14 protein-coding genes are annotated in these 16,302 nt (G+C 57.4%); 7 read left to right on the top strand and 7 right to left on the bottom strand.

Going from position 1 to position 16,302, the window contains the following annotated elements; genetic code table 11:
- Positions 1 to 77: 77 nt before the first annotated feature.
- Positions 78 to 653, bottom strand: coding sequence for a hypothetical protein (locus tag K227x_RS02210; protein ID WP_145167870.1), 576 nt, complete (start codon positions 651 to 653; stop codon positions 78 to 80).
- Between the two features lie 230 nt (positions 654 to 883).
- Between K227x_RS02210 and K227x_RS02205 the strand changes: the two genes are divergently transcribed.
- The 5 genes from K227x_RS02205 to K227x_RS02185 all read left to right on the top strand — a co-directional run bounded on the left by K227x_RS02205 (position 884) and on the right by K227x_RS02185 (position 5,946).
- Positions 884 to 1,783: a universal stress protein gene (locus K227x_RS02205; RefSeq protein WP_145167869.1), complete on the top strand. Its 900-nt coding sequence runs from the start codon at positions 884 to 886 to the stop codon at positions 1,781 to 1,783.
- Positions 1,784 to 1,797: 14 nt separating this feature from the next.
- A complete protein-coding gene (locus K227x_RS02200; RefSeq protein ID WP_145167868.1) occupies positions 1,798 to 2,772 on the top strand; it encodes a universal stress protein in 975 nt (324 codons plus the stop codon).
- Between the two features lie 9 nt (positions 2,773 to 2,781).
- Complete coding sequence (locus K227x_RS02195; RefSeq protein ID WP_145167867.1) at positions 2,782 to 3,210, top strand: hypothetical protein; 429 nt, start codon at positions 2,782 to 2,784, stop codon at positions 3,208 to 3,210.
- Between the two features lie 127 nt (positions 3,211 to 3,337).
- Positions 3,338 to 4,861 (top strand): bifunctional aminoglycoside phosphotransferase/ATP-binding protein, encoded by a 1,524-nt coding sequence (locus K227x_RS02190; RefSeq protein WP_145167866.1) that lies wholly within the window; start codon positions 3,338 to 3,340, stop codon positions 4,859 to 4,861.
- A gap of 35 nt (positions 4,862 to 4,896) precedes the next feature.
- On the top strand, positions 4,897 to 5,946 hold the full coding sequence (locus K227x_RS02185) for a dihydroorotate dehydrogenase-like protein (RefSeq protein WP_145167865.1): 1,050 nt from the start codon (positions 4,897 to 4,899) through the stop codon (positions 5,944 to 5,946).
- Positions 5,947 to 6,051: 105 nt separating this feature from the next.
- On the opposite strand, the gene K227x_RS02180 is transcribed toward K227x_RS02185, so the two are convergent.
- The gene (locus K227x_RS02180; protein WP_145167864.1) at positions 6,052 to 7,104 is read right to left on the bottom strand and encodes a class I fructose-bisphosphate aldolase; all 1,053 of its coding nucleotides are present in this window, start codon (positions 7,102 to 7,104) and stop codon (positions 6,052 to 6,054) included.
- A gap of 126 nt (positions 7,105 to 7,230) precedes the next feature.
- Complete coding sequence (locus K227x_RS02175) at positions 7,231 to 9,954, bottom strand: cation-translocating P-type ATPase (protein ID WP_145167863.1); 2,724 nt, start codon at positions 9,952 to 9,954, stop codon at positions 7,231 to 7,233.
- 266 nt (positions 9,955 to 10,220) lie between these two features.
- Between K227x_RS02175 and K227x_RS02170 the strand changes: the two genes are divergently transcribed.
- Entirely contained in the window at positions 10,221 to 10,646 is a 426-nt protein-coding gene (locus K227x_RS02170) for a hypothetical protein (protein WP_246146450.1), read from the top strand.
- A 272-nt stretch (positions 10,647 to 10,918) separates the two neighbouring features.
- On the opposite strand, the gene K227x_RS02160 is transcribed toward K227x_RS02170, so the two are convergent.
- The 3 genes from K227x_RS02160 to K227x_RS02150 form a co-directional block, all read right to left on the bottom strand.
- Positions 10,919 to 11,494: a hypothetical protein gene (locus K227x_RS02160; protein ID WP_218933708.1), complete on the bottom strand. Its 576-nt coding sequence runs from the start codon at positions 11,492 to 11,494 to the stop codon at positions 10,919 to 10,921.
- Between the two features lie 211 nt (positions 11,495 to 11,705).
- A complete protein-coding gene (locus K227x_RS02155) occupies positions 11,706 to 12,161 on the bottom strand; it encodes a methyltransferase family protein (RefSeq protein ID WP_145167861.1) in 456 nt (151 codons plus the stop codon).
- A 257-nt stretch (positions 12,162 to 12,418) separates the two neighbouring features.
- Positions 12,419 to 13,384, bottom strand: a complete 966-nt coding sequence (locus K227x_RS02150) for a universal stress protein (RefSeq protein WP_145167860.1) — start codon at positions 13,382 to 13,384, stop codon at positions 12,419 to 12,421.
- Positions 13,385 to 13,467: 83 nt separating this feature from the next.
- Here K227x_RS02150 and K227x_RS02145 point away from each other — a divergent pair, with 83 nt between their 5' ends.
- Positions 13,468 to 13,944: a hypothetical protein gene (locus tag K227x_RS02145; RefSeq protein ID WP_145167859.1), complete on the top strand. Its 477-nt coding sequence runs from the start codon at positions 13,468 to 13,470 to the stop codon at positions 13,942 to 13,944.
- A 261-nt stretch (positions 13,945 to 14,205) separates the two neighbouring features.
- On the opposite strand, the gene K227x_RS02140 is transcribed toward K227x_RS02145, so the two are convergent.
- Positions 14,206 to 16,107 carry a heavy metal translocating P-type ATPase gene (locus tag K227x_RS02140; protein ID WP_218933707.1) on the bottom strand — a complete coding sequence of 634 codons (1,902 nt, stop codon included), beginning with the start codon at positions 16,105 to 16,107 and terminating at the stop codon, positions 14,206 to 14,208.
- Positions 16,108 to 16,302: the final 195 nt, after the last annotated feature.

The following is a 16,302-nucleotide window of genomic DNA, read 5'->3' as shown; positions in this document are numbered from 1 at the left end:
ATCGCGGCCTCTGACCAAGCCAGCATCGACCGACGCGGCGTCCCCCCAAACAGGCGCCGAGTGCAGTCATGGCCTGATCAACATCTTTTCATCGACAGCACGATCTGTTGGATCACCGCTTGTTCTTTCTTGGATACCTTGCCGAATCCAAAGTGTCCGCCGGACGCCTTGGCGACTTCGGTCATCTGCGTCTCCGTCAACTGGATCAGCCTGTTCCGAGCCACTTCCGACATCGTCAAAAACACTTCGTGGGTGTATTGCTTCCAGGCATCCACACCCAATCCCGGCGGACGTTTGGTCAGCCATTGGTCCAGCAAAACCCACGCGGTGGTGTCTTCGCGAATCCCCAGGCGGACGGCCTGAGTCATGACGGCATTCCGCTCGCTTTCATCCGCCTTCTCTTCCGCCCAAGCGACCAACACCAGCGGGAACAAACGAAGCGCCATCAAGCCATCGGCCGTGACCCCCAGTTGGCCCAATTCATCAAGCAGATGCTCGTCGTGAATCCCCGTCGCACGAAGCAACTCCTCGCGTCCCTGTGGGCTGCTGGCCTCGTTACGCAGTCGCTGCAGGATTTGCTGTTCCAGTTGTTGAAAGAACTTTTCAGTCTGGGCTTTGCGGGCAGAATCAGAAAGTTTATTGGTGGCGGTCATCAAAGTCATTTCAATCAAGAGGGGAGCCGAATCGATCCAATGCTGATCGCAAAGTGCGTGCCAGCGACCACGGATCCAACACAACCATGCCGACGTCCGGCGGAACCGGGCCCCATCGCACGCCTGTGCATCCGAGCACACTTGTCCAACTCAGGACAGCTGATTTTAACGCGATTTCCGCCTTGGCACTGTAGCTGCGTTAAGAGTTCCCTTAACGAAGGAGACTCACGATGAAAAAGATCATGCTGGCGACCGATGGTTCCTCTGTCGCCGAAGACGCAGCCAAGTTCCTGGCCCACCTGCCGCACGACGAAAAGATCGAACTGACGATTGTTTCGGTGCTGTACGTTCCGGGCACCCAAAAAACCTATTTGGTAGGCGATTGGTTCGAAACCTGTATGGCTCAGGAACGAAAAAGGGCTGACGAAGCCTTCGCCAGGATCCAATCGATCTTTGCCGGAGCCAACGTCTCGCTGAACCACATCGTTCGTGAGGGGAATCCGGGCGAAACCATCATCCTAGTCTCGCAGGAAGTCCAACCTGAACTGCTGGTGATCGGCGCGACCGGACAATCGGCGATCGCTCGCGTCTTGCTGGGCAGCACCAGCGACTATGTCGCCACACATGCACCGTGCAGCGTCTTGGTCGTGCGGCCCAACCCAGACCGAGCGAAGACGCATCGACTGCGAGTCGCGATCGGATACGAGGACAACGGCCCGGCTCAGGCAGCACTCGAAGAATTCTCTGAATTCGGTTGGGCGGGGCAAACGGACCTACGCGTCGTCTCGGTGACCTACCAACTCGGTTTCTACGACGTGCCACGTGAAGGTCCGTCGACCAAGTTCGTCGATGCGGCAGTGGATCAATTGCGAAAGGTCGCCACGGACGTGAAGGGCGAACTGATTCACAGCGATCACATCGGCGAAGGGTTGATTCGTTACATCACGTCCGAGGATATCGACTTGATCGTCGTTGGCGAAACGCCACGAACTCGGCTCGGCCGCATCCTGATGGGCAGCATGACACGGTTTGTGCTGCGTCACGCACCCTGCAGCGTCTGGATCACTCGCAATCGAATGATTCACGGAATCGATAAGCATGCATCGCATGTTGAAACAGCAACCCAATAGCCAGGGAAAGACCCATGCGTGCGTTCCAAAAGATTCTTGTCTACGCGGGAACCGAGCAACATGAAACGACGGTCCCAGCAGCGATCGAATTGGCCGTCGAAAACAAGGCTCGGCTAACGTTGATGGATGTCGTCAAACCCATCCCCAAAGCGTTGGGGATGATGACCGACGTCGCCAAGCCCGAGGAACTCGAACGGCTGGTTGCTGCCGACCGACGCCGACGGTTGCTGGAAATCGCCGAAAGCTTTTCCAACGCCAACGTTCCAATGGACGTGGTGGTCGCGATCGGTGACCCGGCCACCGAGATCACACGGCAGGTGATCAACGATGAACATGACCTCGTCATCAAAATGGCGGATGGCAGTTCCCCCGCCAACCGTCTGTTCGGCAGCATCGCCAGATCAATCCTACGAATCTGCCCCTGTCCAGTTTGGTTGCTGAAACCCCAGGCTCATGGCGACTTTGATCAAGTCTTAGCAGCGATTGACGTCAACTCTGAAGATCAACAGCACGTCGATCTCAATCGCAAGATCCTGGAACTGGCGTATACGATTGCCCAGCGCGACAAGGCTCAACTTCACGTCGTCGCGGCCTGGCAATTGTGGATGGAAGATTCGATCCGACGTCACGCGGGTGATGAAGCAGTCGATTCGATCCGCAAGGATCACCAAGCCAAGGTCCACAGTGCGTTGGACGAACTGCTGCAAACACCTTATGCCGAAGCAGACGATGTGCACTTGCATCTGCGTCACGGATCCCCGGCCGCGGTCATACGTAGCGTCGCCGACGAAGTGCAAGCCGACCTGATGGTGATGGGAACGGTATGCCGCACCGGTGTCGCAGGATTCCTGATCGGAAACACTGCCGAGACTGTCATTCCCGACCTGACGTGCTCGCTACTTGCGCTCAAACCGGACGGCTTCGTTTCGCCCGTCGAAGCGTCACACACCTTGTTGATCGAAGACGACGAACCTCTCCCTTTGCTGTGATTGAAAACTATGAAAAACATTTTCGCGTCCGTGCTGGTTGTGGCAATCTTGGCGTCCACGCTTCAAGCGGATCCACCGTCTTCGAACGAATCACCGGATCCGCCCACGAAGCTGACGCCCCTAATGCGTATGAAGCTGGACAAATCGAAGGCGATCTTAGAGGGGCTGTCGTTGGAAGATTTTGACAAGATCGCCGTCAACGCTCGTTCGCTAAGATTACTAAGCATGGAATCCGGCTGGAACGTGATTCAAACACCCGAGTACGCCGCCCAAAGCCGCGATTTCCAACGCGCCGCCGACTTGATCGCCGAAGCGGCCAAAGAAAAGGACATTCACCGAGCCACCATGGGTTACGTGTCGTTGACGGTCCGCTGCGTCGAATGCCATTCCTACATGCGGAAACACCGCAGCACGCCGACAAAACCGAGTGCCAAGTGACGCGTTCGTGAACAGGCGTTTTCCGAACCAGAACTTCAACGTCAGCGGGAGAGTCGGTTAGAATCAAATGTGCCCCATTGACTCTGCCCGCGCCCGCTGGCGTTGTTTTTCATAGAGTCGAAGTCTTATGAAAACACAAACCGACGACTCGATCACGACCAACGCATTGATCGCGGCGCTGCGAAACCCGGCGGCGTACCCACATGATGTCGGCGGGGACGTCGTCGTGCACGAGACACACATTTCGGTCGTATTCTTGGCTGGCCAATACGCCTACAAAATCAAAAAGCCTATCAAGACAAATTTCTTGGACTACAGCACGCTTCATCAGCGCAAGCATTTTTGCGAAGAAGAAGTGCGTCTGGATCGCCGCTATGCCCAGGACTTGTACCTTGGCGTCGTTCCGATCCATCGTGTCGGTGGCACGTTTGCGATCGGCGGCGAAGGCGACGCCGTCGAATATGCCGTCAAAATGCGGCGATTCCCAGCGGGCGATTTGTTGAGCGAACGTATCGACAGCGGCCGACTGACCACCGCAGAAGTTTTTCAACTTGCCCAAGTGATCGCCAAGTTTCATCGCGACGCCAGCGTTTGCGGGGACGCCGTTGCATCCCAGTGGCCAGATTTCATCGTCAAGAATGTCCATCAAATCATTGCCACGCTGGAAACCACAGCGGATTCCAAAACCAAAGCCACGTTAAAAGGACTGCACACCTGGTCCAACGATTTCTTCGCACGCCATCTGCAGGAACTCACCGATCGGGTCGACGGTGGCTTCATTCGCGAATGCCACGGCGATCTTCATCTGGACAACGTCGTCCTTTGGCAAAATTCGCTGGTGCCATTTGACGGAATCGAATTCAACGATCAGCTTCGCTGGATCGACGTGTTAAGCGACGCCACTTTCTTGGCGATGGACCTAGCTGCCAGAGGGCATCTCGACCTGTCTCGGTCTTTCCTGAACGCCTATCTGGAACAGACGGGCGATTATGGGTCGCCCAACTTGCTGCGACTTTTTTTGTTTTACCGATCGCTGGTACGAGCATTGGCGGCGTCGATGCGATCCGACGCCGACGACCTGTCGGATCATGTCGATCTCGCCTACCGATTTACGTTGCGTGAAGCGCCGCGGTTGTGGATCACCCATGGCGTCAGTGGCAGCGGAAAAACGACGCTCAGCGAATTCGTGGTTCAACGTCACGACGCGTTTCGGCTTCGCAGCGACGTCGAACGCAAACGCCTGTTCGGGCTTTCCCCGACCGAACGGCCATCCGCCGAACTGGCCACGACCATGTACTCGGATGATGCCAACGCCCGGACTTACGCAAGGCTGATCGATCTGACAGGCCCGATCTTGCAAGCCGGCTACAGCGTCATCATCGACGCAACGTTTCTAAAGCAGGCCGACCGCAACCGATTTCACGATCTGGCTCGAAGGCAGGGCGTTGACTTTGCGATCCTGGATTGCCGCAGCGATCGACGAACGCTTTTCCAACGTGTTGCCGATCGGTCCGCCCGCGGCGATGACGCTTCGGATGCCGATCCAAGCGTTCTTCAATATCAACTGTCCCATCAACAGCCGCTTTCGGATTCCGAACGCGAGCATGTCATCGAAATCCCCCAATCAAACCAAATCGCCGATCAGCTTTAACCTCCCCTATTCTTCTCCGATCAAGGAATCTCGTCATGCCCTTTCAGCTGAACACAAACTTTGGCGGCCTACGCTTAGCTTCGCCCGTCATTGTCGGTGCTTGCCCGATGTCGATGAACGAGCACACTCGATTGGCGATGCAGAACGCGGGCGCCGGTGCAATCGTCTTGCCGTCACTGTTTGAAGAACAGGTGATACCTTGGAGTCTGAAGATTGGCCGCCCAGTGACGGATCATGAAAAGACGATCATGGCCAATTCGCAACGCACCAAACACAACTGGGCCTGCCCTGACGCGGACTCGTATCTGGCACTGGTCAACCGAGCAAGCACGCTGCAAGACATCCCGATCATCGCCAGTTTGAATGGGTTCACCGCAGGCGGCTGGATGGACTTTGCTGGCGAACTGCAAGCTGCTGGCGCCGCGGCGATCGAATTGAACGTGCACCATGGCCGCGCAGAGGATTACGAAAGTTCGGGCGAAATCGAGGCGACCATTCGGGATGCGGTCCGTGATATCAACGCAGCGATTCAGATTCCCCTGTTCGTCAAAGTCAGCCGCAACTTCACCAGCATCCCGCACGTCGCCCGTCAGTTGCTTTCCGGAGCATCCGGGTTGGTGCTGCACGGCCGCGCCCCGACGGTGGACCTATGTTTGGACACGCTAAAATTGGCCAGCCGATGGCGTTTGACCCGTTCGGACGAAGAACCCGAATCGTTGGACATGTTGATGCAAGTCCACAGCTATTGCCCGGCGATGCCGTTAGCTGCTAGCGGTGGCATCGGTCATGCCGATCACTTGATCAAGACGCTGCTGTCGGGAGCCGATGTCGCGATGGTCACCTCGGCGATCTACCGCGAAGGTCCCAACGTCATTCGTAACCTGCTGGACGGGCTGACGCGATTCATGGAATCGCATCATATGCAATCCATGCTGGATTTGCGGACTCAGCGACCGCTGCAATTCAACAGCGACGAAGAACGGGCGGCCTACATCACCGCTTTGACTGCACACATCGACACCGCCGAATCCATGGTCACGCCACCCAACCAACAATCCGACCGATGGGGACATCCGACGGCTTAGCAACGCACGGGAAATGCGTGTCGTGGTGGACAGAAGCCACCGATCCGTCCTGACAGCGATCGAACCTGCGCCGCGGTGAAATTCGTCAAAATTCCAGAGCGTCGGTCATGCGATCGTGATCGATGAATCCAGGTACACGTTTTGGATCTGGTTTAGCAGTTCGATGCCTTCGGTCATCGGACGTTGAAACGCCTTGCGACCTGAAATCAATCCGGTGCCGCCAGCCCGTTTGTTGATCACAGCGGTCTTCACAGCATCCGCTAGATCGGATGCCCCCGAGGACGCCCCGCCTGAATTGATCATCCCCACACGTCCCATATAGCAATTGGCCACCTGATAGCGACACAGATCGATCGGATGGTCCGTGGTCAGTTTCTTGTAGACCAATGACGAAGTCTTTCCGAACTGGATCGCGACGTACCCACCGTTGTTGGTAGGCAGCTTCTGTTTGATGATGTCGGCCTGCAATGTCACGCCTAGGTGGTTGGCTTGGCCGGTCAGGTCCGCCGACGCGTGATAGTCTTGGTCGGTTTTGAACCCAGGGTTTCGCAAATAGCACCACAACACCGTCGCCATGCCCAATTCATGAGCCCGTTCGAACGCTTCGGCGACCTCGACGATCTGTCGACGTGATTCTGGCGATCCAAAATAGATCGTTGCCCCAACCGCGGCTGCCCCCAAATCGAAAGCCCGATCCACGCTGGCAAACATCACTTGGTCGTACGAATTGGGGTAGCTAAGCAATTCGTTGTGATTGATCTTCACCAAGAACGGAATCCGGTGTGCATACCGCCGTGACACTGCCCCTAGAACACCGATCGTCGAAGCCACCGCATTGCAGCCGCCTTCGATCGCCAAGCGTACGATGTTCGCGGGATCAAAGTATTCAGGATTGGGTGCAAACGAAGCTCCCGCCGAGTGCTCGATGCCCTGATCCACCGGCAAGATCGAAACGTATCCGGTTCCCGCCAATCGCCCATGCCCGAACAACCTAGCCAAATTGTTGACCACTCGTTGATTGCGATCGCTGTCAATAACCACACGCTCCATAAAATCCGGTCCGGGAATGTGCAGGTGTTCCTGTGGAATCGTTTGGCATTGGTGCGACAACAAGCGGTCGGCGTCTTCGCCAAGCAGTTCAGTGATGGATTGCGACATGATTCGTTCCCCTCGGTTGAAAGTAGTGTTGCCAGCCGTACAATGCAATTTTTGATCCAGTCCGGAAATGTCGGCAAAGTCACCACGTGGATGTGCGGTAACGCACAACCCAGCCAACCCCGTGGTTCAAGATGACTCGGTGGATGATCGCATCCACGCGAATGTTTTGATGATCTCCACCAACACAAAGATCGGCATCGCGACCACGACGATCAGCCCCCAATCGGCAAGCGATAGTGGAACGGTATGCAGGACCGACTGCATCACAGGGACATAGACCGCCGCGATTTGAAGCGAGATCGTGGTTCCAATCGCCAACAACACCCAAGGATTCGACAAAAATCCGACCGTCCAAATCGGTGCCCCTAACGAACGGAAATTCAGGACGTTGATTTTTTCAACCACGATGATGCCAGTGAATGCGACGGTCTGGGCAATCGCGATCGAACTCGGATCGGCATCGTCCAAGTAGTGATGAAACAGCCATAGCGATGCCAGTCCGACGTAGGTTCCTAATGCCGCGATCATTGCCATCCCAGACTTCGTCAGCACCGGTTCATCGGGTCGTCGAGGAGGCCGGTACATGGTGTTCTTTTCAGACGGTTCCAATCCGAGCGCCACGGCCGTCAACCCATCGGTGACCAAGTTCATCCACAGAATTTGCACAGGCAAAAACAACAGTGGTCCGCCCATCAAGATGTTCAGAAAGATTGCGACGACTTCACCGGTATTGGACGACAACAGGTATCGAACAAACTTTTGAATGTTGTCATATTGCCGACGTCCCTCTTCGACCGCACCGATGATTGAACTGAAGTTGTCGTCGGTCAGCACGATATCCGCGGCTCCCTTGGCAACATCGGTGCCCCGTTTTCCCATCGCGATTCCGATATCAGCCTTCTTCAGCGCCGGCGCATCGTTCACTCCGTCGCCGGTCATGCCGACGATATGACCTTGGGACTGCAACAGTTTTACGATCCGCAGCTTGTGTTCCGGCGTGGTGCGAGCGAAGACGACGTCGCCAGCCAGTGCGGTCCCCAACGCCTGATCGTCCATCGCATCCAGTTCGCCGCCGACCACGGCTTGGTCGACTGGCAAACCGATTTGCCGAGCGATGGCGGTCGCGGTCACAGGCGAATCGCCGGTAATCATGAAGACCCGAATGCCCGCGGCCTTGGCCAGCGATATCGCGTCGGGGACCTCTGCCCGAGGCGGGTCCATCATGCCAACGATCCCCAGCAGCGTCATGCTGTCCTCGACGGCACTTTCGTCACACGGATCACTGGCGGATAGTTCTCGCCGGGCGATCGCCAGAGTCCGCAGTCCGCGCCCGGCCATCGTTTCGATCGCCGCGGTGATGTTCTGATGATCCTGGTCGGTCAAGGGACGACGGGACTGGCCCTCCAAAATGTCAGTGCACAGCGGCAACAGTATCTCGGGGGCCCCTTTTGCATCGGCGATCATCTGCCCTTGATCCTGCGTGATCACCGTCATCCGTTTTCGATTGGATGTGAACGAAAATTCGGCCACTGGCTCGACGCATTGACGCGGATCAATCCAGGCTTTGTGCGCCGCGACGACGATCGCTGACTCGGTCGGTTCGCCGATCGGTTGCCATCCATCGGCGTTCTTGACTAGCCGGGCGTGGTTGCATCGCAGGCCGGAATGCAACAGAGCCAACAAATCACTGCGGTCACGAAAATCGATCTTTTGTCCTGCCGATTCGAAGTGCCCCGCGGGGTCATAGCCGACCCCTGTCACGTCGACTTCACCAGCCGCCAACCAGATTCGTTGGACTGTCATTTGATTTTGCGTCAGCGTGCCCGTTTTGTCAGTGCAGATGACGGTCGCCGACCCGAGCGACTCGGCCGCCCGCAAGCGACGCAACAGGGCCTTGCGACGCACCATCTCGCGCACGCCAAGTGCCAGCGTCAGGGTAACCACGGCGGGCAATCCTTCGGGGACGACGGCCACCGCCAACGACACAGCCGTAAAGAACATCTCCGTCATCGGCTTGCCCATCACCCAACCGGTCACGGCGACGACGATCGATATCACGATGGCGGCGACGCCAAGCTGCCTGCCAAGGACACTTAATTTCTGTTGCAGCGGAGTCGCGTCGCGTCCGATGGTTTCGGTCAGCTTGGCGATCCGACCAAATTCAGTGTTCTGGCCCGTGGCCACAACGACTCCGATGCCTCGCCCAGCGGTGGCGGCGGTTCCCGTCCACGCCATGTTGGTCCGTTCGGCCAAATCGGTCGTCGCTTCGATGGAATCCGTCGACTTATCGACCGCTACCGATTCGCCGGTCAACGCCGATTCGTCGATCTGCAAGTTCATGCATCGCGTCAGTCGCAGGTCGGCTGGAACACGATCGCCCGTTTCAATCTGCACGATGTCGCCAGGGACCAATTCGGCAGCGTCGATCTCCATTTCGCTTGCGTCGCGTATCACGCGGCAACGTGGTGCCAACATTTGGCGCAGTGCAGCCAACGATCGCTCCGCTTTCCACTCTTGAACAAACCCCAACAATCCGTTTAGCAAGACGATCGCAAAGATCACGATCGCATCGGTGACCTCGCCAACCGCCACAGACACCAACCCAGCCACCACCAAGATCACGATCAATACGTCGGTGAATTGCCGCAACAGAACTTGATGCCAGCGAACCGTATCGGACGACGGGATCGTGTTGGGACCAAACTTCGCTAATCGCCGAGAGACTTCGGCACTGTCGAGGCCGGTATTGGTGGATGTCTTGATCGTCGCCAGAATCGAGGACACGGATTCGGCGTGAGGTGGCTTCGGCGGGGCAGCCAAGGTTGGATTGTCCGAAGCAATATTGGTCATGGTGGCGTACTTCCGCAGCGAGGCTACTTCCTTGGCTCGATCATTCCCGATCTCGCAACCAGGGACGCAGCGTTCGCAATCCCCGGACCAATCGAAACGAAGACCACCAGACCGACGTTTCGCTCACGATGTCGTGCACATCTGCACGCTGTGCCGTCAGGCACGCAGGCAATGTCGCATACCCGGGATTGGAACATCGGCATGACCTTTGCCTAAGTCAGCGAGCGACCGTTTCAACCCGAACCTTGATGACCAGGAATTTTGTGATGCGAAGTCTTTTCTTGCTGACGTTTTCGATCATGTTTTGCAGCGCTGCAGTGGCGCAAGAGGAATCCACAACGCCAGCAGCAGCGACCGCGGATTCGGACCACTCCGATACCAGCGATAAACCGCTGGACTTCTGGATGAAAAAGAAACTGGACTACTCCACCGGAATCTTGCGAGGACTTTCGATGGGTGATTTTGCAGAGATCGAAGCCAACGCGAACAAGATGCGTGTGCTGAACAAGGTGGAAGGCTTCGCACGAAGTCGATTCGAAGGCTACCGAGGACATCTACGGTCGTTTGAACGCATGACCGACGAAGTGATTCGCCAAGCAAAGAAAGAAAACATCGAAGGCGTCACGCTGGCCTATCACCAGTTGACGGTCAGTTGCGTTCGATGCCACCAATCGCTGCGTGAAACCGAGTAGCGACGAACGGCACGCAGGTTCGTTGCCGCTGGGCCGACCTCGACCAGGACAGCCTCGGGTGACCCTCGTTCGCCCGGACCTCGTTCGCCCGGACCTGGTTCGCCCGGCCCTGGTTCGCCCGGACCTGGTTCGCCCGGACCTCGTTCGCCCGGCCCTCATTCACCCGGCCCTGGGTCTGACATCCACGGCCCGGTTCGGCTCGGGCCTGGCTCCCCACGATTTTCCAACCGCGGGGAGCTAGGATGTTCGCATGATTTGGGCGACGTCTCTGGCTAATCGTCGACCAACAGACCGGCGGCAATCTGGTCCAGAATCGTTTTTTCGGCAGGCGAAATCTGCCCGCGCCCGAAAGTGCCGCCCGACGCCTCGGCAACGACCGTCGCCAATCGCAAAATCTCGTTCTGCAGGATGGCTGCGAAGGCGGGCTTTACCGATTGGTACACGGCACGCGAATACTCGGTCCAAAGACTCCACAGCAGATCACTTGGTTGTACGTGAAGCCAGTCTTCTAGCATCGCAAACGCAGACGGCTCTTGCTTGACGCCACGGCGAAGGGCGGCGTGCAAGATGACTTGGCGTTCAGCAGGCGTCACGTTTCCATCGGCCCAAGCGACAAACACAGCGGGAACCAACGCGAGTGCAGCGATGGAAGCCTGAGAAAATCCTGCGTCGATCAAGTGGTCCAACAGTTCTTCGTCCTGGAACCCCGTCGCGGACGCCAATTGAATCCGTGCTTCGTCGCGGTCCATCTTGGCTCGTAGTTCTTCGCCAAGCTTATGGTCCACCCGTCGGAAGAACTCGTCTTCAAGTGCTTGCCCTCGCCTATGGAGAACGTCTTTTTCATACATCGAATTGCCTCTAACGGGAGGAACGTGGACCGCAAAAACAAATCGCTTTTGCCATCATTGATTCAAGCAAAGATCGGGCCGAATGCATTCGTTTCCATTTGCCACCCGATCGGCACAAAATGGGCCCCAGCGCCGCATCCATCCGAGCGTGACCGCACAGTCCACACCACCAAGGCGTGCGATTGCGAACGCTATCCCAAGCCGTACGGCACTAGCCAGATCGGGTGGCGGTGGGCAGTTTCGGAAACAAACCGCCCACCTGATCGCGGTAGCTCGGGTACTGGTCAAAACGATCGCACATTGCTTTTTCCTCTTCCCGTGTCTTCGCGATCAGAATGATCAGCAACATCAACCACGTCGCAGATCGCCACCACGCCAATGGGAAGGGCAACCATGCCGCCGTGAACCAAAGCAGTCCCACATACATCGGGTGACGAACAACGGCATACGGGCCACTGCGAACCAGCCGAGTCTGCTGCGTTGTGCCTGGACCCACACGAAGCCGCAGCAGCCCCATCGTGAACCACGCCCACACGGCCAAAACGATGCCCGGGCTGGCAATCAGCAACGCGTGGAACGGAAATGGCGACCAAGTGGCCGACATCACCAGAATCGCCGACGAGACGAACTGACCCGAGATCAGAATCGCATGGTACGCCCCTCTCATTTGCTGCCCGCCCCTAGATGTTCAACCCAAACCAACTTCGTGTTCACCCCCAACCAACGTCGGTGCCATGATGATCACGAATCCGACCAGCCAGTGTTTCCCACACCGGCGGAAAACGGATTCCAGCAGGCAAGAAAGTTTCGCCTGCAGGCCTCTGGCACAGCAATCCGTGATCGCCGATTCTGACAATGGATACCTGGCGATGGTTCTTGCCGAGCCAACGCCCTGCTTGCGCGAGTCGATGGGGCAGCGGAGTGTTAGATCATCATCGGATTGGTCTGAAAACCAGCAGCGATCTCTTGCTTTGCTTTGGCCCGTTCCTCTTTGTCTCGGACCACCAGCACGCTGCACATCGCATGACGCAGGACGTAGCGGGACGTGCTGCCCATGAAAACTCGCGTCAGCAATCCACTGTCGCTGTCGCCGGTCATCATCAGGTCACAGCCGTGCATCTCGGCGTAGTCGATCAGTGCCTCGCCGACATGGCCGCTTTCGACCAGATGCGTTTCGGTATTCAGGTCCATCGCCTGAAGCTGAGTTTCCATGTCCAGGATCTGTTGCTGAGCTTCCTTGACAAAGACACCCCACGACGCGGCCGCCCTTTGCCGAATATCTTGTCGGTAAAGCGTGTCGATCCGCAGAATGCGAATCAGGTGAACTTCCACGCTTGGCCGCAGGTGCAAATTCCCTAGCCAATCAATCATCCGTTGGTCTTCGCGGCTGCCCGAGAGTGCAATCACGATCTTTTCCAGCGAAGGCGGCTGATCCGAATCCTGATTGGGACGAACGACCAAGGTCGATACGTCGCTGTGCGTCGCCACATAGTCCGAAACGCTTCCCAGTAGCACGCGGCCGAGAGCCGAATGGCCGACGGCCCCCAGGACAACCAGATCACAATCGGTTTGCGACGCCAAGTTCAACAGTTCGCTGGACGGCGGCCCGACAGGCACATGCGTGTGAACCGCATGCAGAGACTTGCCACGAGCACCATCGCGAAAACTGGTGGCCGCTTCATCGACGCGCTGCTGGGCCACCCCGCGCTCTTCCTCCATGAACTCGGTCAAGTCCAGTGCCATCCCGCCCGTGGAACCATCGATCCAGATCGGTGGGGCAATCGCAGACACGATGTCCAAATCAATGGGTTTGCGAAACGGCATCGCCAACAGATACTCCGCCGCCGCGTGACTATGACTCGACGCGTCGTTTGCCAATAAAACTCGCATAGTACTTTCCCTTTGCTGCGATGGATGAACCGGTCGATGAACAGAGTTCGCAAAGCGGATACCGCTGCAGAATTGCGATCACTTTGACCATTTGCGCCGACTACCGTGCTTGTTCGCACGACAAAGTGGGCGTCAACGCACGTTGGCTCACGCTCCCTCTACAGCGCTGCTTCGACCGAGGCTTTCAAAATTGCGACCTGTGCCATCGCACGATGATGGTGGCGTTTGATCCGTTCATGGGCAGCTTTGTTCAACTGGTGCTGCGCCGCTTCCTGCTGATGTTGCTGCTGCAGATCATCATCCAGATCCAATGGACCGCTGGACTGCAAGAGATCCGCCAGCTTCTTCTCATGCGCGGTGAGACCAAACGCCGTCTTTTGCAGTGCCTGTTCGTGATCGTCCAGCGATTCATTGTGCAGCCGAATGCAATCTGCGACTTGTTCCAACGCGGCGAGAGCATCTTCGTGTTCGCGACGCCAGTTGGCGATGTCGTTTTCCCAAGTTTCGAGATCGTTCTTCCATTGACGGTGATCGGCGTGCGTTGCAGCAGCGGAATGTAGGCTGACAGTCATGCATAGGTTCCTTGTAAAAAACGGAAAAACATCCGTCAGAGGTTCCTATGCAACCGGCGCGCCTATGGAAGGTCGCCAAGCCACAAACCCTGCCTTTCTGCCCCCGCGATGATCCGTATCCCACACGTTTTGACCACACGTTTTGACCACACGTTTTGCCCGCGTGTTCGTACAGCGCAACGGCGACCGATGGGGAAGTCCGCGTTCCCGATGGAAAAGGCGGGGCGACCGACGGGCCGGTCCTGCGAATCAACCGCTTGCCGGTGTGTCGGCCCCGGCGGCGGGTGGCTTCGATTCATAGTCGGACAACAGGCCCGGGTTCACAGCGACGCGCAGTGCGTTGACGACCGCTAGGACATCGATCACTTCTTGCGTGATCGCTCCGGCCACCGGCGGCAAGTACCCCGCGGCCGCCACGAACATCGCGATCACGCTTAGCCCCATGCCCCCCACCGCACTTTGCAGTGCAATGCGTCGCATGCGACGACTGATGTGCATCAACTCGTCGACTTTTTGCAGCGAAGAATCCAAGATCACGGCCCCCGCCGCCTCGGTCGTCACGTCGCTGTTTTGGCCAAACGCGATTCCCACCGTCGCAGCCATCAAGGCGGGCGCATCGTTGATGCCGTCTCCCACAAACAGCGTGTCTGCGAGCTTGGTTTCCTGACGAACGATTTCGACCTTCTGCTCTGGACTCTTGTCGGCATAAATTTCGGTGACACCGACCTGATCGGCCAAGTATCGCACTTCGGATTCCCGATCGCCGGATAGCAGCATCACTCGGTTGATCTTGTGCATCGGCCCCAGGTGGTCGATGAACGACGCTCCCTCGCGCCGTGGTGCATCACGAAACTGATAGGTCGCCGCATAAACATCGCCGACCAGCACTACACATTCCAATCCTGCGGACGGCGGCGGCAATGATTCACGAAGTTGGGGCTGTTCGGCCAGCAGTGTTTTGCGGTTGGTGATCCGAACGGCTTTGCCCGCGACGGTCCCAAACAACCCCTGGCCCGGCTTTTCAACGATCTGAGTTGCTTGGGCCGATGCCACCCCCTGTTGTTCGCCCGCGCGAATCACCGCTTCGGCCAGCGGATGCTTGGAATAACGTTCGACGCTGCTGACAAGCGACAACACTTCGTGATCGTCCAACCCGTCGGCAACAAAACTGCCGATCAATTCCGGTTGGCCGTATGTCAACGTACCGGTTTTGTCGAAGATCGCTGTTCGACAACCGTCTAGTTTTTCCAGGACAGTCGGGTCGCGGATCACGATCGCTCGCTTGGCCGCCAACGAAATCGAACCGATGATGGCAACGGGGATGGCGATCAGCAGCGGACAGGGCGTCGCGACCACCAAGACGGCCAAAAATCGGATCGGATCACCGCTGATAAGCCAAGCCGCAGCGGCAAGTGAAACCGCCACCGGTGTGTAGATGGCCCCCAATTGGTCACCGAGTCGACGAATTCGCGGCCGGTGCTGCTGTGAGGATTGCATGACGGCCATGATTTGGGCGTAACGCGAATCGCCAGCCAGTTTGTCGGCGCGGATCGTCAGCGCGGCTTCGCCGTTGATCGCACCCGACAACACCGTGGATCCCGGAGCCTTGGACATCATGTACGGTTCGCCAGTTAAGTACGATTCGTCCATCGTGCCGTGCCCATCGGTGACCGTTCCGTCGATCGGACAGACCTCATGCGGGAACACGATCAAGTCATCGCCGATGCCGATCTCAGTGAGCGGAACATCGTCGACTTGGGTCCCCACTTTACGATGGGCGACCGAGGGCATGCGTTTGGACAAGGCTTCCAGAACAGACGAAGCGCTTCGCACGGCATAGCTTTCCAACGTCTGACCGCCGGAGAGCATCAGCACGACCAGGACCCCGGCAAGATACTCCCCCAACCAAGCGGCGGTGACAATCGAAATCCCAGCCAACAGGTCGGATCCGAACTCACCGTGCAGCAGCTTGATCAACAGGTCCCAAACCAGCGGGATCCCCCCCAAAACCAGTGCGACCCATAGCGGCACCACAAGCCAGGATTCTGGCGCCGAAATGCCAAATCGCAGCGTCACGTGCACGATGATCGCAACGATCGCCAGAATGGCGATCGCAAATTGGGTGCGAGAGTTTTCACTTTGCATCAGCATCAACCATCTTCGAACGGTTCTCTGCAACCGCTTCCCAAGTACATGAAACGCACAACGGTCGCGATGAACCGCTTCTCAATCACCTGAACTGATACACCCCACCGACGGATGTGACAACCGGCACGCGCACCGAGGTCCCCGGTGTGAAGCGTGTTCGGGCGCCACTTCGACGATGGTTAAGCGATCGCCGTGATA

The organism is Rubripirellula lacrimiformis (assembly GCF_007741535.1).
In the GTDB taxonomy this organism is placed as follows: domain Bacteria; phylum Planctomycetota; class Planctomycetia; order Pirellulales; family Pirellulaceae; genus Rubripirellula; species Rubripirellula lacrimiformis.
Note: the sequence above shows the minus strand (reverse complement) of the source record. Positions and strands in the feature narration are given on the sequence as shown.

Excerpts from the sequence above, each read along its gene's own strand:
- K227x_RS02210 (WP_145167870.1), bottom strand. The coding sequence starts at position 653 with ATGACCGCCACCAATAAACTTTCTGATTCTGCCCGCAAAGCCCAGACT.
- K227x_RS02205 (WP_145167869.1), top strand. The coding sequence starts at position 884 with ATGAAAAAGATCATGCTGGCGACCGATGGTTCCTCTGTCGCCGAAGAC.
- K227x_RS02200 (WP_145167868.1), top strand. The coding sequence starts at position 1,798 with ATGCGTGCGTTCCAAAAGATTCTTGTCTACGCGGGAACCGAGCAACAT.
- K227x_RS02195 (WP_145167867.1), top strand. The coding sequence starts at position 2,782 with ATGAAAAACATTTTCGCGTCCGTGCTGGTTGTGGCAATCTTGGCGTCC.
- K227x_RS02190 (WP_145167866.1), top strand. The coding sequence starts at position 3,338 with ATGAAAACACAAACCGACGACTCGATCACGACCAACGCATTGATCGCG.
- K227x_RS02185 (WP_145167865.1), top strand. The coding sequence starts at position 4,897 with ATGCCCTTTCAGCTGAACACAAACTTTGGCGGCCTACGCTTAGCTTCG.
- K227x_RS02180 (WP_145167864.1), bottom strand. The coding sequence starts at position 7,104 with ATGTCGCAATCCATCACTGAACTGCTTGGCGAAGACGCCGACCGCTTG.
- K227x_RS02175 (WP_145167863.1), bottom strand. The coding sequence starts at position 9,954 with ATGACCAATATTGCTTCGGACAATCCAACCTTGGCTGCCCCGCCGAAG.
- K227x_RS02170 (WP_246146450.1), top strand. The coding sequence starts at position 10,221 with ATGCGAAGTCTTTTCTTGCTGACGTTTTCGATCATGTTTTGCAGCGCT.
- K227x_RS02160 (WP_218933708.1), bottom strand. The coding sequence starts at position 11,494 with ATGTATGAAAAAGACGTTCTCCATAGGCGAGGGCAAGCACTTGAAGAC.
- K227x_RS02155 (WP_145167861.1), bottom strand. The coding sequence starts at position 12,161 with ATGAGAGGGGCGTACCATGCGATTCTGATCTCGGGTCAGTTCGTCTCG.
- K227x_RS02150 (WP_145167860.1), bottom strand. The coding sequence starts at position 13,384 with ATGCGAGTTTTATTGGCAAACGACGCGTCGAGTCATAGTCACGCGGCG.
- K227x_RS02140 (WP_218933707.1), bottom strand. The coding sequence starts at position 16,107 with ATGCTGATGCAAAGTGAAAACTCTCGCACCCAATTTGCGATCGCCATT.